The organism is Paenibacillus sp. 1_12 (assembly GCF_900114475.1).
Taxonomy (GTDB): Bacteria; Bacillota; Bacilli; order Paenibacillales; family NBRC-103111; genus Paenibacillus_S.
The window spans coordinates 105,715-129,947 of record NZ_FOTE01000012.1; the positions used below are offsets into that span (position 1 = coordinate 105,715).

Consider the following 24,233-nt stretch of genomic DNA (forward strand, 5'->3'; position numbering starts at 1 on the left):
AGAACCGACTGTCTATTTGATGCTGCTTGCTGTTGACACGATTCGTCCGTCAACGTTCTGCCGTTTTGAAATATCGATATATCTTGTTTAGCTTCTCCTTATGCCGTCCCCGCGGACTCTCCATGCTGCCGAATTCAAAGAACTTTACTTTTTTAATACCTACGTAGTGAAACAACGCTTTTCGCATTAAGATTTTATGGGCGTTATTCAGCCATATGAACGGGTAATGGGCAGGTCCTTTCATAGTGGAGATACAAACAACCGACTTCCCCTTTAAAAGTCCCTCCGGCAAAAGTCCGCCCGTATCCTTATACGCAAATCCCGAAGCAAACATCTGATCTATATATCCCAAAAGCATAGCCGGCGGACGCCCCCACCAAATCGGATATACGAAAACAATGGTGTCGGCCCATTGAAGCTGATCCCTGTATAGAGCAAGCTCTGGGTCGTTATGCATGTCTCTCCTTCGCTTGTTCTCATTAAAAACCAAAACCGGGTTAAAGCTATCCTTATATAAATCCGATATCTGTATTTCTTCAATTTTAACATTCTCTTGGCTGCCCCTGATGACCTCCTGTAAAAATGCATAACTTAAGCTTTGATGATTTGGATGTGTATAAATAATGAGTAATTTCATTTTACTGCCCCTTTACTTATCATTTGATAACAAAAGGGTAACACACATAAAATTTAGTTGTCAAATGATAATTGTTATTTGATAATTAATTTGCTATGTTGTCAATAGAGGTGATTGTGTGGACAAGAATGCAGTATTCCAAAAATTTGTGGCCTTTACAGCCGCCGTTCATCAAATATCGAATGAAATGACCAAAGATGTGAAATCCGAAACGATCACGACTGTTCAATATAAGATTCTAGAATACATTGCAGTAAGTCAGCCTTCTACACTAAGTGACATCAGTGAATGCATGCATATGTCCATGCCGAATACGAGCCGTGAGCTACGAAAGTTAAGCGAAAAAGGATTATGCGAAAAAATTACCGATGCCGACGATCGGCGCAAGCAATTCATTCGACTATCGGCAAGAGGGGACGCCATGATGAATGAAGTTTTTGAGCAAATTGAATCTCGATTCGTCGAGCGCCTTCGAGATATTTCCGAAGAAGAGCTGGGAGAAATCGAGCAGGCACTCGATCTTCTTCACACCAAGGTCTTTTATTAACCATAGCGGACATATTCGTGAAGCACCGCAAAGTTGTATCATGCTTTCCTTCACTGTTAGGTTCCTGTTTATAAACAATACTTATGAAATGCTTCTCTGCAAGTCTCGAATGTTTGACCAAGATACTAGCTTTATGCCCTCTCTTTGCAGCAGCTGTTTAATTTCAGGATCGTTAAATAAACGATATTCCATTTCTCTTTCACGATAATGCGGCGTTATAGCCTGGAGTTCATCTGTGGTCATGGAGGGATGTGTGGTTAACTGGGTTATTCCCCGTTTGACCTTTGTAATCATTGCGATAAGCTGCCTTTTCATATCTGCATATTCCTCTAATGGGTTAAGGCAATACGGAAGACTTATCAGATCATCAATCAACAAAATGCCACGACTTTTCGCAGAATCTATTCTTTTCTTAAACATGTCTTTCTGCTCGCTATTGAAATACGGTTGCTCTAAGATTCTTAATGGCAAGTTAAACGGGAGCCGATATTTTTCGCACAAATCAAAGTTAATTCCAGGAAATCACGACCGCCGGAGATTCCCATAATGCTTCCTGCGTGGCTATCCAGATGAGTGGGATCGATCCCTAATGAAATTGCCTTTTGAATTTGAGCATCCAATTCGATGCTAACCTCCTCAGGATCAGCATTTTGTTCTAGGTATGAGGCTTCGTGGTGAAAGCATCCTTCCTGAGTGGTTAAACTTTTCATGGCGCTCTCTTGAAATACAGGCTTAAGCGGATTCGTGTTTTGGCTTGTCAAAGTAAGATGAATCCTTATATGGCTATAGCCTTTCCGAACACTATACATCGCGGCTTCTCTAGCAGCCGAACACGGCATCATAATAGAGGCAGATGTTATCGCACCTTGCTCAAACAAATGAATGATGGCGTCGTTGGTCCCTTTTGTAAGTCCAAAGTCGTCCGCATTAATGATTAATAGCCGATCTTCTAATGCATTTCCCCATTTTTCGATCAATTTCTCTCCTCCTCATCCATGTAATCCCTAACAGCCTTCAGACAACAATAGGGGAGCAAACACAAAGTTGTGTTTGCTCCCCTACCAAACGGGACCGCCGGTACTAGTCTCAGATCATTCTTAAGCTTGTTCCGGCTCTGGTTTCACCCATCCTAAACAACGAACGAGCTTTTAAGCGATACAATCCGGTTAAACACAGGCTTGCCTGGCTCCGAGCGTTTGGTATCGACATTAAAGTAACCATGACGGAAAAATTGGAATTTGTCCTGCGGCTGCGCCGAGCTCATATTCGGCTCTACAAAACCTTGGAGCACTTCCAGGGAGTTCGGATTGATATAATCCATGAACGAATCACTGTCGCCTTTTTCCTCATCCAGAATGAGCGGCTCATATAGACGGAACTCGGTAGGAATCGCCTGGCTGGCTTCAACCCAATGGATCGTCCCCTTTACCTTACGTCCAGTAAACCCGCTGCCGCTTTTCGTCTCAACATCATAGGTGCAATGAATTTCCGTCACATTGCCTTGCTCATCCTTAACAAAATCGTGGCACTTGATAAAATAAGCATTTTTCAAGCGCACTTCATTACCGGGAAACAGCCGGAAATATTTGTTCGGCGGCGTCTCCATAAAATCGTCCTGCTCGATATAAATCTCACGTGAAAACGGAATCTCACGATTGCCCATCTCCGGATTCTCCGAATTGTTTTCCGCTTCAAGCATCTCGACCTGTCCTTCCGGATAGTTCGTGATAATCACCTTAAGCGGCCGCAGCACAGCCATCGTTCTTGGCGATTTAAGCTTAAGATCCTCGCGGATAAAATGCTCCAGCATCCGCTCATCAACCGTGCTGTTGCTTTTGGCTACACCCGCTTCGCGCACAAAGTTGCGAATCGCCTCCGATGTATAACCTTTGCGCCGCAGTCCGCTGATCGTAGGCATACGCGGATCATCCCAGCCATCTACAATCGACTCATCGACCAGTTGCTTCAGGAATCTTTTGCTCATGACGGTATTCGTAATGTTGAGCCGCGCGAATTCATACTGCTTCGGTTGATGCTCCATCTCGCATTCCTCAATGACCCAATCGTAGAACGGACGTTGATCCTCAAATTCCAGCGTACAGATCGAATGGGTTATACCCTCAATCGCATCCTCAATCGGATGGGCAAAGGCATACATCGGGTAAATACACCAGGCATCCCCAGTATTGTGATGGGTTGTATGTGAAATCCGGTACAGTGCCGGGTCTCGCAAATTGATGTTGGGCGAGCTCATATCGATTTTGGCCCGCAAGATTTTATCGCCATCCTTGAATTCGCCACTCCGCATACGCGCAAATAGATCCAGGTTCTCTTCCACACTACGGTCACGATGCGGACTGTTTTGACCCGGTTGAGTCAAGCTTCCGCGGGTTAAGCGGATTTCCTCGGCCGATTGGTCGTCAATATACGCCTTGCCTTTACGGATCAGCAGAACCGCCCGCTCATACATTTGTTCAAAATAATCGGAAGCAAAAAACAACCCGTCCCACTCGAAGCCAAGCCAGCGGACATCCTCCTTGATCGCTTCCACATATTCAGTATCCTCCTTAAGAGGATTCGTATCGTCAAAACGAAGGTTCGTGCGACCTTTGAAATCGTCGGCCAACTCAAAATTAAGACAAATCGATTTGGCATGTCCGATGTGCAAATAACCGTTCGGCTCCGGTGGAAAACGTGTCACGACATGGTTGACTTTACCGGATTGTAAGTCGTCAATGACAATGTTTTTAATAAAATGGGATGAAACAGACGGATTCTCCAATACAATCAACCTTTCTCATGCAGTAGTTTAGTTTTATACCCTATCATACACAATAATGCCACGAAATATAATGGCTGAATCTATGAAACTATGAATTTATTGGGGAAATCTGTTGATTTGCAGGCCATATGCGGCTTACTGACACAAGTTTCTGCTCGGCATCAAGCGTCATTTTGTAAATATCAGGACTCGAGATCTGCTTCCAAAATGCCAGTCCGTAAGCTTCGCTGTCCCAATTACTCATTAGGATCGTCATGATATTACCGTGGGTACCGATGGCAAACCGTTTTCCCTGATGTCGATTCAGTACACGCTGCAATGCTTCCATCCCCCGCTGCTGCGCTGCATGATTCGACTCCCCGCCAGGCAGCGCATAATCTTGATCGGTGAAGACCCGCTCTATCGCAGCCATAAAACCCTCTCCCTCGATCACATGATCCAGTCCTGCCAGCAGCCGCTCCCGTAAGTTCTCTTCAAGCTCCATCTCCAAGCCAAGCTCTGCCGCTGCACCCTGCACGGTCTGTATGGCACGGGTATACGGACTGGACACCACAGCCTCCAGCTGCTCCTGCGCCAAGATTTCAGTCACACGCTCCGCATCCGCGATGCCATCGGGCGACAACCCACGCAGCCGCTCATTCTCCTTTGAAAAGGGCGACTTCGCGTGCCGTACCCAGTATATGGTCGTGTTCATATGAAATTGTCCTCCTTTCGTGAGGCTTTAATATAAGTCCTTCTGCTTAACATTTATTATAAAGATGAAAAGATATTTAACAAAGCGAAAAAGATTTTGGATTCCAGATAAAGGGAATGACCTTTATAGTACATATATACCCAAACAAAGTGCGGTGAACTAGCAAGCCGTGCAGCCGTTATGTTCTGTAGAAGCGTTAGCATTAGCCTTATTAGCTTAAGCAACAACTATCCGGAAGAACGTGACGTCTGCGCAAGCTATCCCGATTTACGGCACTTTGAAGCTTACCTGAAAGAGAGGAAACCGATGAGTACCGATTCCACCTATACCGACAAGCTGCCGACCACTAAGGCAAACCAGCGCTTGCGGCAACGAAAAAAGCGGCCTCGCTCCTATTGGATGCCCTATTTGCTGATAGCCCCTGCTGTACTGCTCATTATGGGCTTCCTATTTTACCCGATGGCTAATGTATTCTATTACAGCTTTCAGAACTTTAATCCTGCCAAGCCTTATTATAACGGATTCATCGGCTTGGACAATTTCAAGGCCATCTTCAGTACCGATGAGCTGTTTGCTTCGAGTCTGCTCATCTCTTTCAAATGGGTGACCATCGAAGTCGTATTCCAGCTCCTGTTCGGACTATTGATCGCCCTGCTGCTCACGCAAACATTCGCCATGCGCGGACTGTTTCGTTCCATTGCGATCATGCCATGGGCAGTCTCCGGGGTCATAACCTCTACCATGTGGTCGCTGCTGTTCAACGAGCATATGGGGTTGATCAACAGTCTGTTCATTAAGCTTGGCTTCATTGAAAAGAACTTTGCCTGGCTGGCTGATATGAATACCGTGTTCCCAGCGATTATTATTACCGAGCTGTGGCGGGGAATTCCCTTTTTCACGATTACGATGCTTGCCGCGCTGCAGACGATTCCGCAGGATTTGTACGAGTCTGCAACCGTCGATGGTGCGGGGAGATGGAAGTCGTTCATCCACATTACGATTCCTTTTCTCAAAAATTCAATTATCCTTTCTACACTACTTCGAGCGGTCTGGGAATTTAACAATGTTGATTTGATCTTCACCATGACCGGCGGAGGTCCCGCCAATGCAACAACAACACTGACGATGTATGTGGCTAATCAGGCGATTGTTGCGCAAAACTTTGGATACGGCTCTGCGCTGACCGTCATTAGCTTTCTCATTTTGCTTGTGTTTGCCATGGGTTATCTGAAATTGAGTCGTTTCGGCAAGGAGGGCTAGACAGATGTTAAAAAGCTTGGACCGTTTATTCGTATTAAGGCTGCCGCTGCTGCTGGCGATGGCATTCACCTTGTTTCCTCTCTATTGGGCCGTAGTTACCTCACTGAAGCAGGAAGGTGAAATCACCCGCTTACCTATCCGATATTGGCCAGAGCTTATCACCTTTGAAAATTATTTCGTCGCTTGGAACAATGTCGGCTTCTCGACCTTTTTCAAAAACAGTGTGTTCGTCTCAGCCATGACCGTCATCATCGTATTGATCTGCTCGGTACTGGTAGGCTACGCAATCAGCCGCTTTACGTTCAAGGGCAAAGCCGCGTTTATGATCATGCTGCTCTGTACACAGTTTGTACCGGGCGCGATGCTCCTGATTCCATTATTCATGATCTTCAAGCAGCTTGGTCTGACGAGCAACCTGCTTGCCCTCATTATTACGTACAGTACGTTCCAGCTTCCGTTCAATTCGCTGCTTATGAGCGGGTTTATCAGTAATATTCCTGAGGCACTGGAGGAAGCGGCCATGGTCGATGGCTGCAGCCGATTAAAGGCGATTTTCCTCGTGATCTTCCCGATCCTACTGCCAGGTATCGTGGCAACGACGGTATTCACCTTCATCAGTGCCTGGAACGAATTTCTGTTTGCGCTTATGTTTATCAGTAAGCCCGCATTGTTCACGTTGCCTGTTGGCTTACGGTATATGCAGGGAGAATTCGATATTCATTACGGTGCGCTTGCTGCCGGAAGCTTGATTTCTTTACTGCCTGCCGTCATCTTATTCGCTTTTGTACAAAAATATCTGGTTCAGGGCATGGGTTCTGGTGCCGTCAAAGGTTAAGCTTGAACTAATTTCCCTCGGGGATTAGCATACATGTAGGAGATTGAAAGGGAGATGTGGAAAGCATGTTAAAAAAAATGACTTCGTTGCTTACTTTAGGAGCGCTTGGTTTCTCCGTATTGACAGGTTGTGGGAGCGGTGACACTGCGGCGGGTGGCGCAACTGCCACTACTCCAGCCAGCACCAAGCCTGCGGACACAGCTAAACCAGCCGATCCAGCTAAGCCCGCTGAAAATGTGAAAATCACTTTCTGGGATGAGAACGCCGGTCCGGACCGTACACCTTATTTGCAGGAAATTATTAAGCGCTTTCAAGCTAAAAACCCAAACATTACTGTCGAATATGTCGGAATTCCAAGCACCTCGGCCAAGCAGAAGTATGATGTAGCCATCGCCTCCAACGATACGCCGGATATCGCCGGAATCAATAACATCTGGATTTCCGATTTTGCTGCCAAAGGTGTGCTGCTTGCTCTTGACCCTTACTTCGATAAATGGAGTGACAAGGACAAGATCACCAAGAGCCTGATCGACTATAACCGTACGCTGGTACCGGACAAGAAGCTGTATCAAATTCCCGGCACGATGTATATGGATGTGTTCTGGTACCGTACCGATTGGATCAAAGAAGCCGGATTGAATCCGCCTACGACCTGGGATGACTACTTCAAGGATGTCGAAAAGCTGACCGATCCTAGCAAAAACCGATTCGGCTATACGATTCGCGGCGGTGTGGGCAGTATTAACCAGCTGACAACTGCGATGTACGCCTATTCCGGTGTAGAGCGTTACTTTAACGATAAAGGTAAAGCAACGGTCAACGATCCAAAGAACTTGGAATTCCTCAAAAAATATGTCGGCATGTATAAAAAGTATACACCTACCAGCGATATCACTAACGCCTACAAGGAAATGGTCGCTACGTTTGATACCGGAACAGCCGCTATCGTTCAGCACAATTTTGGTTCTTACAACAATCATGTGCAGTCCATCGGTGAGGGTAAATTCGCAGCAACGATCCTGCCGAAATCGAGTACCGGCAAAACAATTGTAGCCCCAAGCGCCAACGGCTACGGAATTTTCAAAAACAGCAAGCATCCACAGGAAACATGGGAGTTCTTCAAATTTATCCTTTCCAGTGAATCCCAAGCCTATTGGAATGAGAAAATCGGTCAAATGCCTATCAACGCTGACGCGCTGCAAAGCGACTATGTAAAGAAATCGCAGCACATTCAAGACGGAGCCAAGGTTATGTCCGATAAAGATACTGTCGTACTAGACGTGCCAATCTACTTACCGGATTACAGCAGCATCCTGGCTCAGACACTGGAGCCTAACTTCCAAAAGGTCATGTCTGGGGCTATGACAGCTGAGGCGTTCCTCGATGGATGGGCTAGCGCGATGGAGAAGGCCAAGGTGGAATATGATAAGAGTATAAAAAAATAGCCTGCTTCTCTCCCGTTAATCCTTCGCAGTCAATGTGATGCATAACACTATAATAATCTGAATGCTGCCAAGCCATCTTTTGGGACCGCGCTGCAACTCCCCTTGAACGGGTAGATGTCAACGCGGTTGCAAAGCTTGGTTCTTTTTTCCATTTAAACCCTCTCTTTAGTCAGGCCTTATGCTATCATGAAACCATGGGGGGATTGACCTTGTCGTTTATTCGCAACCGTTCACTGAAATCATCCATTTTGCGATTATTTATTCCGATTATGACGCTGTTCGTCTTTATTACCGGATTGTTTTCCTACCTGCTTGCTTCCGATCAGCTGCAGCAAAATGCATTTACGAGTATTTCCGATACGGTATCGCAAACCCAAAGCTTTTTTAATGATAAATTAACCGATGTGGTCACCAGTCTGACTATTCTTGACAGCGATTCCGATTTGTCTGATATTACGACACGTACACAAAACCCTGAGTACCAGCTGCATACGGATGATTATTTATTGTTGAACAAAGCGCTAAACCGCGCGTTCCCCGACCGTGGTGCCTTAATCGACTCCACACTGCTTTACTACAATTATGACCGTCCCGCGTTTTATAGAAAAGATGATCTGACTGTACAAGTGCGAATTTCCCTTGAGCCTTACAAGCTTCGGCAGGCAACTGACCCAACCTCCGTCATCCATTGGCTGACCCTGCATACCGATCCGGTTGCCAAATCACTGAATAATAACTATAACGGAAAAGTCGTCAGCTTATATAAGCTTCTTGGCAAAGACGTGGACAACAGCAAAGGCATTATTCTTTTTAATATCAAAGACTCCTTTTTCAAGACGATCCTGACTACGCCGACCATCAGCAATAATGGCTACCTCTGTCTCGTGAGCGAGGACGGTTTGATCTCTTACAAGAAAATCGCGGATAAATACGATATCAAGGACGCCGAGCTTCAGGCCCAAATCCTGCAATCGAAGCAAACGTCCGGACAAATGACGATTACGAACGAATACGGTAAAGAAATGCTGGTCGTCTACGATACCCTTCGAATCAACAGATGGAAAATCGCCGCGGTCATACCTAAGGAAGAATTGCTGAACAAGGTCAGCTATATCAAGTACCTCAGTCTGGCAGTCATGTCGGTTTTATTCGTGATCGTGATCCTCTTTTCCAACGTCATGGCCAACTTTATTACGAAGCCGATCATTCAACTGACCCGCAAAATCAATACAATTGAAGAGGGTCATCTCGATATCGAATTCAAAGAATACCCGAACAATGAGATTGGTGTGCTGAACCGCGGTATGCGGGATATGCTGCAGCGGATTAAACAGCTGCTCGTCCAGGTTGAGGATGAACAGGAAAAGAAGCGGTCAGCCGAACTCGCAGCGCTGCAATTTCAGATTCGACCGCATTTTTTATACAATACGCTTTACTCTATCAAGCATCTGATCGAAATGGACGAAAAACAGGAAGCCAGTCAAATGGTGTCCGCACTTGCCGATTTTTTTCGAATCTCGATCAGCAAAGGCAGTGAAATTATCCCTGTTTCCCAGGAAATTGAGCATATCAACCATTATTTTACGATCCAGCAAATGCGGTATGGTGACAGCTTTACGTATAGCATTAAAGTCGACCCCGAGCTGCTCGATTATAAAATGGTCAAGCTGACCCTGCAGCCTCTTGTGGAAAACGCGATCTATCACGGCATGAAGCAAATCCGCAGGAAAGGCCATATTCGTATCGTTGGAACGATCCAAGGCGAAGATGGCGTAATTCGTGTGGAGGATAATGGTGCCGGGATGTCGGCTGAGCAGCTGGTGCACATCAACCGCGCATTGCTGGAGGTCATGAATAAAGGTGAAGAGGCGGTCGGCTTCGGCGTGTGCAACGTGCACAAGCGGCTGCAGCTGAATTACGGAATGTCCTACGGCCTCTGTTATGAGAGCAGCCCCGAGACGGGAACCGTAGCAATTGTCACATTTAGAAAACAGTAGTTTTCCGACAGGAAGCTCAGTAACGCTTGCAAAGTCGTTTTCCTACGGACAACTTTTAGGAGGGGATCCCCACATGTACAAAGTAGCCATCATTGATGACGAAGTCATTATCATTCGCGGGTTAAGCAAAAATATAGATTGGCAGGGGAACGGCTTCGAGCTGATCGGCTCCGCATCGGATGGAGAGGAAGGCTTGAAGCTCATAGCCGAAAAACGGCCCCAGCTCATTATTACGGATATTCGTATGCCCTTCGTAGATGGCTTCGAGCTGACCGAGCAGGTCGTCAAGGCTTACCCAGACACAAAGATTATCATGCTGACCAGCTATGATGATTTCGAATTTGCCAAGCGTGCGCTCCAGCTAAAGGTATTTGATTATTTACTTAAACCTGTAGACAGTGAAAAATTGCTGGACACCGCCAAGCGAGCCATGCAGGAGCTTGAATATGAATGCGTCATGAAGCAAAAGGTCGTCGAGGGCATGCCGCTTCTGAAGCAGCGTTTTCTCGAAAAGCTGATCGACGGAAAGCTTACGCTTTCGGAGATCCGTTCCGGTAGTGAATTTCTCGACCTCCAACTAGCTGCCTCGCGCTATGCCGTTATTCTGCTCAAGGCTGATGACTATAGCTATCCGGAATACCAGAATCGGTTTGGTAAAGAGGTGCTCAAATATTGCATACTCAACGTATCCGAAGAAACGCTGACCAGCTTGGGCAAGGGACTGGTGTTTAACTCCTTCGAGGATGAAGTCGTACTTATTGTTTGCGCCGATGGCAAAGAGAAGGAAGCCGAACAGCAAGCGTATGAGATTGCAGAGACGATTCGCGGCAACGTAGAGAAGTTTTTGAAAACCACCGTCACAGCGGGCATTGGGTTCGCGTATGAGCACACTGCAGAAATCGCGCTGTCATATCAAGGCGCACGTTCTGCTTTGGAATTTCGGCATATCCTGGGAACCAATCGCGTCCTGACTGTAGCCGATACCGGCGATGCTCCACATAAGGAATCTGTTGAATTAAGTGTTCTGGAAAAGGAGCTGGCCGTTAAGGTCAAGCTGGGCTTGGAGGACGAGGCACTATCTGTCCTGAGCAGCATGGAACAGGCAATTATCGAGAGCCAATCGGTTTCCTTATCCCGAATGCGTCTGATTGGCGTAGAGATTTCCGTACTGCTGTATAAGGAGTTGGAGGAGCAGGCGAAGCAATTGGATGATTTCTATGCCGTCTATACGAAGCAGCAGCAGATGCAAACCGTGTATGAAATCTTTGCCTCGATACGCCAGCTCGTCATTCAGCTTGTCGCGATCGTTAACAATCAACGCGATCACCAGATCAAGAAGTTGATTCATCGAGCCGTCGCATACATGGAGCTGCATTACGATCAAGAGGGGCTGTCACTACAGAATGTATCCAGCGTCGTGCACATCAGCCCCACCTATTTAAGCATTATTTTCAAAAAGGAAAAAAATATTAATTTCAGCGATTTCCTTTACCAACTGCGGATGAATAAAGCCATGGAGCTGCTGCGGATATCAGATCTCAAATCGTATGAGGTCGCCGAAAAGGTCGGTTATCGCAACCCACAGTATTTTAGTGTCTGCTTTAAAAAATACACCGGCTTATCACCCTCTGAATTCAAACAGGTAAAGAGTTAGGATTACGCCCAACACCGATACGTTTAGCAGACAGCCAGACAGCCATGAATCAGCTGTGATGGTTCTTGTAAATGTTCAGTGCCTGCTCCATTCTTTGCAAGTAGGACGGGCTATTGTCGGAGCAAATAAATTGCACATCGGCACATCCCGAACTCTCCAGCAAGGAATGGCTAACTAGCAGCTCATCCAGATGGTTAATCGTTCCACTGCTGCCATCAATAATTTGGATATGCTTGGGAAGTAGCTTTCTTAGGATCAGTTTATAAAAAGGATAATGCGTGCATCCCAATACTACCGTTCCATAATTATTCAGATCATACGGCGCGAACTTGGCTGTGAAATAGTTTGCCATTACGGTCTCGTCAAACTGCAGTTGCTCACAGTATTGGACCAATTCAGGCAGTGGCAATGAATCCACAATACTGAGGTCGTCTATTCGGTTCACCAATTCGATATATTTGGATTCACGCAGGGTCAATGGCGTAGCCAGAACCAGCACCCGCCTTCCGTTCGCACGGCTCAGCTGTACAGCAGGTTTCACTGCTGGCTCCATACCAATAATGGGTATCGAGGTGTAGACGCTTCTCAGCTCTGCTATCGCAATGCTTGTGGCTGTATTACAGGCGATAACCAGCGCTTTAATATCCAGCTGCATCATCCGGTCTACCGCTTCAAAAATATACTGTTTAACCTCTTGCTTCGGTTTTGTTCCATATGGAACATGTAGCGTATCTGCGTAATAGTAAAAATCCTCTTGGGGAAAGCGTCTCATGCCTTCATGTAGAACCGTGATACCGCCTAATCCCGAATCAAAAAAAGCTATTCTCATTTCTCCACCTGATTCGTTTAAGAATATAATTGTATTTAAGCACTACACTTTATTATACCCCTATTGTCAGGAAAGCCAATAGACACCGCGCAAATCAAGCGGCTGCTTAATATCATTTAGGCTGGTCCCCCTGACTTCACCCTGCCCAGCTCTCAATTAACGGCTTGCAGACAGCACATACACCTTCACATTCCGTTTGACACCAAATTCTAGCGCTTCTCCCACATCGTTCATAAATACATCAATTCGGGCGCCACGGACGGCCGAACCCGTGTCCTCAGCCGTCCGTATGCCGACTCCATCGATGAACACCTCGGTGCCAATTGGAATCACCGCTGGATCTACAGCGATTGTACGTCCTTCCTCCGCTTTACTTCCGCTAAAGGTAATGCCGTATTCCGGATGGCCCTCCGACTTGCCTGTAGACTCCTTACCCGCTGTATAAGCAGTTAAGGTTGAACTCATCACCTGACTAATGACCTTGGGCTGATCATCTGGTATGGGGATGACAGCTTCAGCAGCAGGGATATGCAGTTGTTGTCCTGCAGCAAGAAGCTGCGTGGGCTCCAACTGGTTCTCCTCGGCAAGAGAATTCACGGAATTACCAAACTGCTGCGCAATATGCTCAAGGGTATCCCCCTCATTAACCTGATATAGAATTCGCTTTGGTTGGTTGCGCTGTACGTCTTCCAGCTCAGACTGTTGGCTCGGCTCCCAAACGGGACCATTCATGGTGCTATCAGCTTTGGCATCGGACTCAGCCATCGAAGCAGCGTTCAGCTCCCAGCTACTGCTAGCATATGAATGCAAGTCCAGTTTCAATCCCAGTATGCAAAAAAACAGAAGAACATACAGTGATTTTATATTCCTTTGATCCATGCGTATAGGTCCTCCTTAAGGCAATGTAAAATAGTAAATCATAAAAAGCAGATTACTAGACTACAGTTACCCCAATTTCTCTACCGCAAACCTTCCTAATTATGTAAATTGGTATTTATAAACATAAAAAACCGCTATTTATTCATCTTTTCCATAGTTATCCACAATTTTATCCACAATTCATGCACATATATCCACATGATTTCATTAACACTTCCATACATCTCCAAGAACAGCTATTTGTTTCGTGCCCATGACAAAGTGTTATTAAAATGGTAATATAGTCCTAAATAAAGGAAACGAAATAAAAAATAGTTAAGGGTACAAATCTTTATTTCAAGAGCTGCTGCCATAACTGCTGAATGACTAAGGAATTATTAACAAGGGAGTCTTTCAAGTATGTCTTTCTTCGTATATATCACACAATTCTATGAGCGTCTTTGCGACTACCATCAATCTTGAATTGGCTTTCAACCAGACGTGGAGGAACAGTACATATGAAAATGAATTCCATGGAAAGCATTTGGCATACCAACACCGAAAAACGGCTGCAAGAAATCAATGAATTATTCCAATTAATTACAGAAAATACCTCTGATGTGATCTCCTACAGTACAGGGGACGGATTGTGCAAATATGTGTCTTCCTCGGTTCAATCCCTGCTCGGCTATGAAACGGCAGAATTAATTGGTAAACGAACATTTGATTTTATTCATGCCGATGATATAAACGCTCTGCACAGCTTAGGTGTCAACAAGGCGGGTGGCGTTGCAAGCTTCCGGTTTCGTCACAAGTTTGGTCACTATTTGTGGTTTGAATCCGCTTTCAAAAGTATAAAAAATGAAGATGGCACTCTGAAGTATAATATAAGCATCGCGAGAGACATCACTAAACGTAAGCAGGCGGAAGAAAATCTGCGGCAAAGTGAAGAGCGCTTTCAGAGCGCTTTCGGCCATGCACCGATCGGGATGGCACTTGTCGATTTAAATGGACAGTATTTCAAAGTCAATCAAACCCTGTGCAGCATCATCGGTTATTCCGAGCAGGAGCTGCTGCAAATTGGTTATATGGATATTACTCATCCGGAAGATTTAAATAAACATATGCAATTGTTGGATATGCTTATGAACCGAGCCGCAAGTCATTTTTTTCTGGAGAAAAGATATATCCATAAGCATGGATCGATCATATGGGCATTACTCGGCGTGTCTCTAGTCCACGATGATGAAGGTAACCCTTTATATTTTATTGCACAAATTGAAGACATTATGGATAGAAAAAAATTGGAATTATTGCGAGATGAACAAGAAGAGCTAATGCGCAGAACGGACAAGTTATCTACAATTGGTCAATTGGCTGCAAGTATTGCACATGAAATCAGGAATCCGCTAACGACCATCCGCGGATTTATTCAGTTGCTCAGTGAGATGAACACTACAAATCCGCAGGCCTACTATCCTATCATCCTTGACGAGCTCGATAGGGCTAATGATATCATCAGCGACTTCCTAGCGTTATCCAAAAATCGTGTCATTGAGAAGAAAATGCGCAGCCTCAACGACATCATACATACGCTGTATCCGATCATATCAGCGGAAGCTAACCTCCAAGGGCATACCATGGTACTCGACCTGGATGAAACGATAAGCGACCTGCTGCTGGATGATAAGGAGATCAAGCAGCTTCTGCTTAATCTCATACGAAATGGAATGGAAGCTATGGATGAGTGCGGAACGCTCACTGTCGTCACCAGACAAAATCAGGAAAAGGTTGAATTGCAAATCTCGGATACGGGCTGCGGCATACCTAAAGCCAAAATGGCTCAGTTATTTGAACCGTTTTATACGACAAAAGAAAAAGGCACAGGGCTTGGCTTAATGGTTTGTTTAAATATTGTAGAAAAGCATGGGGGAACCCTGACTATTCAATCGGAAGAAAATAAAGGGACCTTGATTATCATTACCTTATAGCCCCTGCATCCAAGCAATCCCCCTAAATGAGGTGCGAAACGAGGAGTTTGGAGGCTAAGCATGCATAAAAGACCTTGTTCTCTACTGAGTAGAAAACAGGGTCTTTTGCTTGCCTTGATATTGTTCTAATGTCTGCTGAATGGAGGCTTGATCGCCTTTATCGGCGAGTGCGGCATTTGGCAGCTAACGATCAAGATTGGTCGTGCCGACAATTGCGTCAGCAAACGCTGGCTGGCTCAATGTGAAACGTAGTCATCTCTTCGATTCCTGATTAGTTTGATATCGACTTGCCGTCAATACTTTTGGGCAAAGGCTTCTGTCTCAATAAGTAGTGGGTTAGTACTGCAGACGCACAGCCGAGCGCCCCTATAATAACGAAGCCTTCCTTTAGCGTCAGCCAATCCCCTGCGACTCCCATAAAGAACGGTCCGACGAACATTCCAAAACCGTAGATCGCCTGATAAAATCCCATCGCCGTCGCCCGCTTATCTGGATGCATATGCTTGATGCTGAGCGACATCAGAATGGGCGTAGCCAGTCCTCGGCCAAACCCGGCAATCGCCTGTGTGAAGATCAGCCAGCCCAAATCCGATGTAAACGGGATCATCATGCTGAATACACCGTTAAGCACGAAGCCAAATATAATAATCGGCCTATCCCCGAACTTTTGCGCCAAATGCCTGCCTCCCACCCATGCCGCCACAGCTGTCGGAAAGGTCGAAAAGAACGTCAGCAGCCCCATATCAAGCTTCGTCGCATGAAGCGACAGCGCATACACTGGCGTAAACCCGAAAACGGTTGCAAAGGTCAAAATTTGAAATAATATGGCGAGAGACGAAACGACCAGCAGTGTGCGGTCACTGGCGACCTCCATAACTCCGCGGGCAGTAATCTTCTGTGCATTGTCATCAAACTTCTCAATGAGGAAGAAGGACCCGGCCATCCCGATCATTCCCACAACCGCACCGATCAGGAAAGATGACTCCCAGCCATACATATCGGCAAACCACCCACCGCACAAGATCCCGAGCATTTGTCCCAATGTGTTATAGACGCTGATCGTGCCAATTGCTTTGGTCGTCTCATCCTTCTTGTAATAGCTGGTAAACAGAATCGTAAAATCGACCCAGGTCGCCGCCGCTGCACCCGCCAACGCACGCAGGATCAAAATCCAGGTCAGACTGTTTGTGACCAATATACCTGCGCCGGCAAGCACTGAGAATAAGAGGCCAAACGTAATAAACAGCTTTCTTTTGTGAAACCGGTCGGACATGATCCCTACAGGAATACGCAGCAGCATTTGGCTGAAGCCATACATGCCAACAATCAGTCCGGCCATTTTATGCGATGCACCCAAATCCTCGACATAGGCTGTCAAGATCGGCACACAGGTGTACATCGAGAACCAGAATAATAACGTCACAGCACAGAACATAGGAATACGGTAAGAACGTGGAGCAGCTGCCGAAGTCATAAGGTCTCCTTTCGGTAAAGCTATGATTTATTATCTCGAATCATACCTAATATAACCGATGGAAGGAAGAGCTGAATTCATGCTCAGTTAGTATCGATAAGAATGTAAATTACATATAGGTAACTATAAAGCTGTTACAAGTCCGGTTAGAGAATTCGATTTCGGCGTTGGCGTTGGAATTGACTCTATGAATTTACTGCGGGAGGGCATTGCTCGCCTTAGGCAGCCAATGAAACGGAGTCGTATCGAAAAACAGATCCGGGTTCACCGGCACATTATGAGCCCAAAATGTGAAATGCAGATGCGGGCCGGTGGAGAATCCCGTTGTGCCCACCAGTCCGATAATATCTCCTTGCTTAACATGGTCTCCAGCCTTCACACGAAGCTCGGACATATGCGCATATTGCGAAAACAAGCCCATGCCGTGATCAATATAAATCGAATTCCCCGTCAAGTAGAGCATTTCCGACAAAACGACAATACCATCATTCGCTGCCTTGATCGGAGTACCTTCCTTGGCCGCCAGATCAAGGGCACGATGACTGCTGTCGAACTTCCCATTCACATAGCGGGTATAGCCATAGGGTGTGGTTAAAATCCCCTCTATCGGCTTGATAAAGTTCGTACTGAATAGAAACTCACCCTGGGAGTCACTCCGTGCTTTATCGATTATCTTCTGATCATCCTCAATACGCTTTGTGTCCTGCTTCATGCTTTCCATTTGCTTGGTGACCTGCAGGTACTGGGTTTGGAACTTTTTCGCCTTGATAGTAAGCGTACTGTCACCAATCGGGTAGCTGCCCGCCTTGATCCCAAGTGACATCGGCAAATAAGTAAAATAGCCTGCACCGAAGGGCTCCAGCTTATAGGTTTTCCCTTCCCAGGTGACTTCTCCTGGCTCCCTATGCCTTACGAGTACAACATCTCCAGGAGATGCAGCTTCCGGCAGAACTGTCCATTGGGCCTCCATTGCCTTTTGTGCGGTTTCCGGTTCATTATAAAAGGAAGCCTCTTTCACGGCCGCCTGTATCCGCACACGTTCTGCATCCATTTCCTTGGCAATATCCGTCGTTACCTTACTATGCCAAGTAACACCGCCATCAACCGTTACCCACAGCGGTGCTTCCGCTTTTGATCCATTTTCAAGCTGTACCCAACCCACATTGCGAGTTAGAAACTGCGATTTCTGTACTTTATAATCTTCAGCCAACACATGAATGACGAGCGGATTCTGCTCCTTGCCGCTCATCCAGCTTACCGGAATATCGCTTACACTAGTGGTCTCTGAGGATGGGGCAGTATTAGCAGTGTCTGTCGCAGCAGCTACCCAATGGACGCCCCCGTCCTGGGTAACCATCATGCCATCTGTGTACCGAACCCAGCCATGAGACAAGCTATCCATGTGAAAATCGAGCAGCTCCCGTTTCTTCACCTCTGCTTTGGGGTTGACAGCCGTAACGGAGCCGCTTGCATCCGGTGCCTTTACGGAGGGTTGAAACCATACTATGACAGCCGCACATACCAATACACTCAATACCCCTAAACCTATTCGATATCGGGAAGAAGGCTTCCCGGCTGTGTGCTTGTGTTCAGCTTTTCTCTCAAGCTTCATCGTTAATTATCTCTCCTCTCCTGCAGGAAAAGGCGCTTCACCCGCTGATTCTACTTTCCCTTCCTCTATATTACGATATTACCATTTGGGTTGCCATGACTTCTTGTCCAATCTTTATATGGGCATATGAACCTGAGTGGGATTAGCTTGATCCCCCAACGATCACAACCGAAATAAAGTCTTTTTTCCATTTTGAATTTATTTGAGAAAACAACAAAAAAGACAGAGGAAATAGGCCGATCATGTCGAATACTTTTCCAATTACTGTTAATTAATTCACATCTACGATTGGTGGCTGCAGCTATGATCCAAACATTGTTATCAAATTTGGCACTACTTACGACCTTTCTATTTTTCTCCAGCCGATTGTTCAAACTCAAACCTACAGCACATTCATCTTCGATGCCCAACAAAGTAAAGGTAGGTATCATTCATGGTCTATTTGGCGTTATCCTTATGTTTTTTAGTGTAAGCGTATCGGCCCAGACTATGTTTGATTTCAGAAATAATACAATCGTCGTTTCAGCCTATTTTGGCGGCATTTATTCCGCCCTGATCACGACCCTAATTATATCCACAGGACGCGTTCTGCTGTTTGGCGGCATTAATCCCTCCTCGCTTATGGGGACATTCAATGCGTTCATCATTTCCCTCTTATCCGTCCTTCTCTTCCAAAAGGTGTCCGGATATTGGAAAGCATGGTTAAGCTCCATATCGGTAAATATCATACTGGCGATATCATCCATCCTTCTTCTTGTACCGGCCCAAAGCACTGAAATATTACCTTATTTTTTGCCTATGATGTTAGCAAGCGGCCTGCTGGCTGCTTATTTGATCCGTTTTCTGGAAAAGTCCGATCAATTGCTCATTACCGTTGAACAGAGCGAAAAGCGCTACCGCAGCCTGTTTACGTTATATGATACGATTCTGCATGCCGCTCAAGATGTTGCCATTATTGCAACGGACGCCAAAGGCGTTATTCATCTGTTCAACACAGGCGCACAAAGACTTTTCGGCTATCAGTCAGAGGAGCTGATTGGCAGGCATACGCCTTATTTGCTGCATTTGCCATCGGAAATCCAGGAATACAGCGAACAATTAAGCCGCCTACACAAGCATCCGATTGAAGGATTTGATGTTTTGGTCGATTTCGCTAAGCATTCGGACTCACAGCAAAAAGAATGGACCTACGTCCGAAAGGACGGGAGCCACCTGCAAGTCAATATGATCGTTAGCTCCATTAGAGATCATGATCATCAAATCACCGGTTATCTGGGTATCGGTACAGATATTACAGAGAAGAAGCAGGCAGAGGAAAAACTGCTGGAGGCCAACCGTATTTTGCATCAGCTATCCATGATGGATGGGTTAACGGAGATTGCGAATCGACGTTCTTTTGAGGAAAATCTGGAACGCGAGTGGAAAAGAGCGGAACGCAGCTCAGAGGCGTTATCCTTAATCATGTTCGATATTGATTTTTTCAAGCTGTATAATGATACCTATGGACATTTGGGCGGAGATTTTTGCTTGAAGCGGGTAGCTTCCATAGCCCAGAAATCGCTTTACCGCAAGCCTGACTTTATCGCTCGTTATGGCGGAGAAGAATTTGGGATTATTTTGCCCCAGACGAATGCACAGGATGCCTTATTGATCGCTGAGAGAATCAGAAAAGCGGTTGAAGCTGAAGCCATCCAGCACAAAGGCTCCAAGGGAAATAATGTCGTGACCATCAGCGTCGGTGTGGCGACGATCATCCCTTACTCCCATATGGATAAGGATGTGCTCATCAGCAAAGCGGACAGAGCACTATACCAGGCTAAGCAGGAGGGACGGAATCAGGTCAGAAGTTTCACTTAGCTTTGGGACTAGACCGCTGTAATCCTAACACTTCACACTGCGGAATCCTGTGTAGGCGGCTATCCCCTTTATTCCGGGAGAGGTTTCGCCGTCTCTGGCAATGCAACGATCATCGTCGTCCCTATCCCCGGCTTGCTCTCTACAGATATGGTTCCTTGATGCATCTCTATAATTTTGTGTACGATGGACAGGCCCAGTCCACTGCCGCTGACCGCTCGATTCCGGGATACATCCGCTTTAAAAAAACGTTCGAATATTCGTGACTGATTCTCTTCGGCAATCCCGATCCCGGTATCAGCAATACTTACAATAACCTGATCCAGCTCCTTTACCAAACGAACTGTAATCATACCGCCATCCGGTGTAAATTTGATGCTGTTATATAGTAAATTAACCCATACTTGACTCAACAGCTCCTCGTCAGCAACAATCTCCAGATCGGCCAGCGATATATCCATATCGATCTTTTTGCTGAGCCACTGCGGTTCACAAGCCAATACCAAATTACGCAGCTGTTTATCAAGCCGATATTGCTTCGGATCGTAAGGATAATGCTCGGATTCCAGCGAGGTCAGCTTCAGCAGGTTATCGCTTAACCGTGATAAGCGTTTGCTTTCCGTCTCAATAATATGCAAATAATGTTGTCTCTCGTTTTCGCTTAGACGATCATGCTGCAGCGCCTGGGCAAAGCCATTAATACTCGTAAGCGGTGATTGAATTTCATGCGATACATTGGAGATAAATTCCTGACGCATGGCTTCCATATGCTTTAATTGCTGCGCCATATGGTTGATGCTATCAACGAACACTTCGAAGTGGCCTTGATGGCGAGCCGTCTTGTCCAGGCTGACATTAAAATTCCCTTGGCTTATTTGCCGCATAGCCTCCATCACCGCATGAATAAAGTGCAGCTGCCTGGGCCTTGTGGTGAAGCCGATTACGAGAATAATGGACACCGCGAATATCGTTCCCAGCGCCACATTAATGAGCTGACTGATAAAGTCGGATACTTCTATGCCTTTATATGCATAAAACCAGGAGGTCACGGCATACGCCAGCGCACAGCAGGCAACCTCGGCCAGCAGTACCATAGACGTACCCTGCATGAACTTTGCGAAATTCCGCAGACGATCCTTCTTCACTTCTCCACCTCCAGCCTGTAGCCCAGCCCACGGATCGTACTGATTTTAAAAGATACTTGATCACCGTCCGTGAATCGCTCCCTCAAACGGTTTATATGCACATCCAATGTGCGTTCATTTCCTTGAAAATCATAACCCCAAATATCCTCGATCAGCTGCTCTCGCGACAAAGTTCGGCCCGGATAGCTGGCCAGCTTGAATAGCAGCTCAAACTCCTTTAAGGGCATCGTCAATGCTTGAGCGCCAAGACTCACCTCAAACGTATGGCGGTTCATGTGCAGCGAACCAATCTGTACCTCCTGGGATGCCGCTACTCGATATCGTTTCAAAAGTGCTTTTACTCTGGCAACGAGCTCAGCAGGCTCGAACGGCTTCACCAGGTAATCGTCGGTCCCGAGCTCGAAGCCTTTCACCTTATGAGCCGTTTCACCTTTGGCAGTCAGCATCAAAAGCGGCATATCGTAGTGTTCCCTCAGCTCTCTGCACAGCTCCCAGCCATCCATATTCGGCATCATAATATCCAAAATGACCATATCCGCCTTGACTTCCTCCAGCTTATGGAGAGCTTCCTCTCCATCTGCGGCCTCCAGCACATCGAACCCAGCCCGCTGCAAAAATAAGCGCACCAGCTCACGGATATGCGGATCATCATCAGCAACCATTATTACAGGCATCGTACTTACACCTCCAATACATCAGAATTTTATTTACTGCACTGCTTCCTCATAGCAAACCTACTGTGCCAACTGCGAAGCAGACAATCGCGTCTGCCCGCGACATCCTTATCGTCCGTCCACATCTGGCTCGATTCAGCCTGCCTAACCTAAACTAAATATATCTCCTATTAAACCAACGGCTGCATCCGCAGCTGCTGATCGGCAAAGTCGCGATAGAGCGAATGCGTCTGGTACAGCTGTTCATGTGTACCGCTGCCTGTCACTCTGCCCTTCTCGATGAATACGATTTGATCAGCATCTACAACAGTCGATAGACGGTGGGCAATTACAATAGTTGTTCTTCCTTGCATCACATTCTTCAATGCCTTTTGCACAACAACCTCAGACATACTGTCTAGACTGGACGTAGCCTCATCCAGCATCAATATTTGCGGATCTCGGAGCAGTGCCCTTGCGATTGCAATTCGCTGCCGCTGGCCACCCGAAAGCTTGATTCCACGCTCTCCAACCTCTGTATCGTACTGGTTAGGCAGCCCATCGATGAATACATCTGCGTAAGCCAATCGCGCGGCATGATGCAATTCCTGATCTGTGATTTCCCGCTCAGTGCCATACGTAATATTATCCCGAATCGTGCCTGCAATCAACGGACTTTCCTGGGATACATAACCAATCTGACCGCGCCATGACTTCAAGGACATATCAGTTACAGATTCCGTTCCCATCCGAATCATCCCGCTCTGTGGTTCATAGAAACGCTCCAGCAATGAGAACAATGTCGTTTTGCCTCCACCGCTTGGGCCGACAATCGCCGTTACCTTACCAGGCTCGACGGTCAAGCTCACATCTTTCAGCACAGGTTCACCAGACTCGTAGGCATAGGATACCTCCTCCAGTCGAATTGCCTGCTGACTATCCTCAAGTGTAACGCCACTGTGCAGTTCCTCTTCATTCACCTGCAAGGTTGCGATAATCCGTTCGGTAGCGCCCATTGCCTTCTGAAACTGCGTGAAAAAGTTCGATACTTGCGTAATCGGCATGATGATCTGGAACAAGTACAGCAGGAATGCAACCAAATCCCCGGACGTCAGCTCTCCTGAGGATACCCGAAGCCCCCCATAACCAATGATGGCCACAAACAGCAGCATCAGCACAAAATACATAAGCGGTGCAACAAAAGCCTGAATCTTCCCCTCACGCAAGCCATATTGGAACAAATGGTCGATCCCTTGCTTGCCATTGTCATACTCGACCTGTTCCGCATTGGATACTTTCACCAACCGTATCTCAGTCAATACCCGACCTAACACTGCGTTGAACTTCCCGGTCTCCTCCTGCAAGCCTTTGGAAATTTTGTACATCCGGCGGCCTAATGGCAGCAGGAACAGCATGGAAAGTGGAATGACCAATATGATGAGCAGCGTCATTTTCCAATCGAGATACAGCAGTACCCCTATAGCGCCTATAATTGAGATGGATCCGGTAATCAGATTAGTCAAATTTTCTGTAATCAGCCCTTTAACGACACCCGTATCATTGATGATCCGACTGATCATTTCTCCGGTTTGATTCTTATCATAATAGGCAATCGGCAAATGCAAATGTTTCTTCCATAGCCGATCCCGCAGCGACGCGACCACCGTCTGGCCCGCACGGTTCAACAAAAAAATCGAGACCCCCGCGGCAACCGCCTGCATAATAAAAGCCGCCCCCAGACCAATAATGTGAATCCGGTCGAGCGTGGCAAGCGAAAAGCTATCCACCAAATTTTTAGTAAATAGCGGAATACTGAGTCCAACTAATGTAGAGCTCATACTCATCACAAGCGCAATGCCCATGAGCAGGAGCGGAGGTTTCGTCTGCCAGATCAGTTGGACGAAATCTTTCCAGCCACTGGTTTTATTGGTTTGTTTCATAGCTATCAACCTTCCTATCATGGTTT

20 protein-coding genes are annotated in these 24,233 nt (G+C 46.4%); 8 read left to right on the forward strand and 12 right to left on the reverse strand.

Annotated elements, in window-relative coordinates:
* Positions 1-49: 49 nt before the first annotated feature.
* The gene (locus tag BM210_RS23490; protein ID WP_091174169.1) at positions 50-637 is read right to left on the reverse strand and encodes an NAD(P)H-dependent oxidoreductase; all 588 of its coding nucleotides are present in this window, start codon (positions 635-637) and stop codon (positions 50-52) included.
* A gap of 118 nt (positions 638-755) precedes the next feature.
* Between BM210_RS23490 and BM210_RS23495 the strand changes: the two genes are divergently transcribed.
* Positions 756-1,184, forward strand: coding sequence for a MarR family winged helix-turn-helix transcriptional regulator (locus BM210_RS23495; RefSeq protein WP_091174171.1), 429 nt, complete (start codon positions 756-758; stop codon positions 1,182-1,184).
* Positions 1,185-1,265: 81 nt separating this feature from the next.
* Here the strand turns inward: BM210_RS23495 and BM210_RS23500 are convergent, their stop codons facing one another.
* The 4 genes from BM210_RS23500 to BM210_RS23515 all read right to left on the reverse strand — a co-directional run bounded on the left by BM210_RS23500 (position 1,266) and on the right by BM210_RS23515 (position 4,660).
* A complete protein-coding gene (locus BM210_RS23500; protein ID WP_371263526.1) occupies positions 1,266-1,685 on the reverse strand; it encodes a ChbG/HpnK family deacetylase in 420 nt (139 codons plus the stop codon).
* Positions 1,646-2,161, reverse strand: coding sequence for a ChbG/HpnK family deacetylase (locus BM210_RS23505; RefSeq protein WP_091174175.1), 516 nt, complete (start codon positions 2,159-2,161; stop codon positions 1,646-1,648). The genes BM210_RS23500 and BM210_RS23505 overlap by 40 nt, the downstream gene beginning before the upstream one ends.
* 152 nt (positions 2,162-2,313) lie before the next feature.
* The gene (locus BM210_RS23510) at positions 2,314-3,966 is read right to left on the reverse strand and encodes a glutamine--tRNA ligase/YqeY domain fusion protein (RefSeq protein WP_091174316.1); all 1,653 of its coding nucleotides are present in this window, start codon (positions 3,964-3,966) and stop codon (positions 2,314-2,316) included.
* Between the two features lie 88 nt (positions 3,967-4,054).
* Positions 4,055-4,660: a histidine phosphatase family protein gene (locus BM210_RS23515; RefSeq protein ID WP_091174177.1), complete on the reverse strand. Its 606-nt coding sequence runs from the start codon at positions 4,658-4,660 to the stop codon at positions 4,055-4,057.
* A 306-nt stretch (positions 4,661-4,966) separates the two neighbouring features.
* Here BM210_RS23515 and BM210_RS23520 point away from each other — a divergent pair, with 306 nt between their 5' ends.
* The 5 genes from BM210_RS23520 to BM210_RS23540 all read left to right on the forward strand — a co-directional run bounded on the left by BM210_RS23520 (position 4,967) and on the right by BM210_RS23540 (position 11,851).
* Positions 4,967-5,920 (forward strand): carbohydrate ABC transporter permease, encoded by a 954-nt coding sequence (locus tag BM210_RS23520; RefSeq protein ID WP_091174179.1) that lies wholly within the window; start codon positions 4,967-4,969, stop codon positions 5,918-5,920.
* A gap of 4 nt (positions 5,921-5,924) precedes the next feature.
* Positions 5,925-6,755 (forward strand): carbohydrate ABC transporter permease, encoded by an 831-nt coding sequence (locus BM210_RS23525; protein ID WP_091174181.1) that lies wholly within the window; start codon positions 5,925-5,927, stop codon positions 6,753-6,755.
* 65 nt (positions 6,756-6,820) lie between these two features.
* The gene (locus BM210_RS23530) at positions 6,821-8,200 is read left to right on the forward strand and encodes an ABC transporter substrate-binding protein (protein WP_091174182.1); all 1,380 of its coding nucleotides are present in this window, start codon (positions 6,821-6,823) and stop codon (positions 8,198-8,200) included.
* Positions 8,201-8,409: 209 nt separating this feature from the next.
* A complete protein-coding gene (locus BM210_RS23535) occupies positions 8,410-10,197 on the forward strand; it encodes a cache domain-containing sensor histidine kinase (protein WP_177237965.1) in 1,788 nt (595 codons plus the stop codon).
* Positions 10,198-10,270: 73 nt separating this feature from the next.
* Positions 10,271-11,851 carry a response regulator gene (locus BM210_RS23540; RefSeq protein WP_091174187.1) on the forward strand — a complete coding sequence of 527 codons (1,581 nt, stop codon included), beginning with the start codon at positions 10,271-10,273 and terminating at the stop codon, positions 11,849-11,851.
* A 49-nt stretch (positions 11,852-11,900) separates the two neighbouring features.
* Here BM210_RS23540 and murI read toward each other — a convergent pair whose 3' ends face one another.
* Together murI and BM210_RS23550 are read right to left on the reverse strand one after the other, a co-directional pair.
* A complete protein-coding gene (murI, locus tag BM210_RS23545; RefSeq protein WP_091174189.1) occupies positions 11,901-12,680 on the reverse strand; it encodes a glutamate racemase in 780 nt (259 codons plus the stop codon).
* Positions 12,681-12,836: 156 nt separating this feature from the next.
* Entirely contained in the window at positions 12,837-13,559 is a 723-nt protein-coding gene (locus BM210_RS23550) for a 3D domain-containing protein (protein WP_256223968.1), read from the reverse strand.
* A gap of 497 nt (positions 13,560-14,056) precedes the next feature.
* Here BM210_RS23550 and BM210_RS23555 point away from each other — a divergent pair, with 497 nt between their 5' ends.
* Positions 14,057-15,529, forward strand: coding sequence for a PAS domain-containing sensor histidine kinase (locus BM210_RS23555; protein ID WP_091174191.1), 1,473 nt, complete (start codon positions 14,057-14,059; stop codon positions 15,527-15,529).
* A gap of 271 nt (positions 15,530-15,800) precedes the next feature.
* Here BM210_RS23555 and BM210_RS23560 read toward each other — a convergent pair whose 3' ends face one another.
* Positions 15,801-17,003 carry an MFS transporter gene (locus BM210_RS23560; protein ID WP_091174195.1) on the reverse strand — a complete coding sequence of 401 codons (1,203 nt, stop codon included), beginning with the start codon at positions 17,001-17,003 and terminating at the stop codon, positions 15,801-15,803.
* Between the two features lie 193 nt (positions 17,004-17,196).
* A complete protein-coding gene (locus BM210_RS23565) occupies positions 17,197-18,615 on the reverse strand; it encodes a M23 family metallopeptidase (protein ID WP_091174197.1) in 1,419 nt (472 codons plus the stop codon).
* A gap of 303 nt (positions 18,616-18,918) precedes the next feature.
* On the opposite strand from BM210_RS23565, the gene BM210_RS23570 reads away from it, so the two are divergent.
* Positions 18,919-20,472 carry a diguanylate cyclase gene (locus BM210_RS23570; RefSeq protein ID WP_091174200.1) on the forward strand — a complete coding sequence of 518 codons (1,554 nt, stop codon included), beginning with the start codon at positions 18,919-18,921 and terminating at the stop codon, positions 20,470-20,472.
* Positions 20,473-20,540: 68 nt separating this feature from the next.
* Here the strand turns inward: BM210_RS23570 and BM210_RS23575 are convergent, their stop codons facing one another.
* From BM210_RS23575 to BM210_RS23585, 3 genes are all read right to left on the reverse strand, one after another.
* Positions 20,541-21,614, reverse strand: coding sequence for a sensor histidine kinase (locus BM210_RS23575; RefSeq protein ID WP_256223969.1), 1,074 nt, complete (start codon positions 21,612-21,614; stop codon positions 20,541-20,543).
* Positions 21,611-22,288: a response regulator transcription factor gene (locus BM210_RS23580; protein ID WP_091174201.1), complete on the reverse strand. Its 678-nt coding sequence runs from the start codon at positions 22,286-22,288 to the stop codon at positions 21,611-21,613. The genes BM210_RS23575 and BM210_RS23580 overlap by 4 nt, the downstream gene beginning before the upstream one ends.
* 170 nt (positions 22,289-22,458) lie before the next feature.
* The gene (locus BM210_RS23585; RefSeq protein WP_091174204.1) at positions 22,459-24,207 is read right to left on the reverse strand and encodes an ABC transporter ATP-binding protein; all 1,749 of its coding nucleotides are present in this window, start codon (positions 24,205-24,207) and stop codon (positions 22,459-22,461) included.
* Between the last annotated feature and the right edge of the window lie 26 nt (positions 24,208-24,233).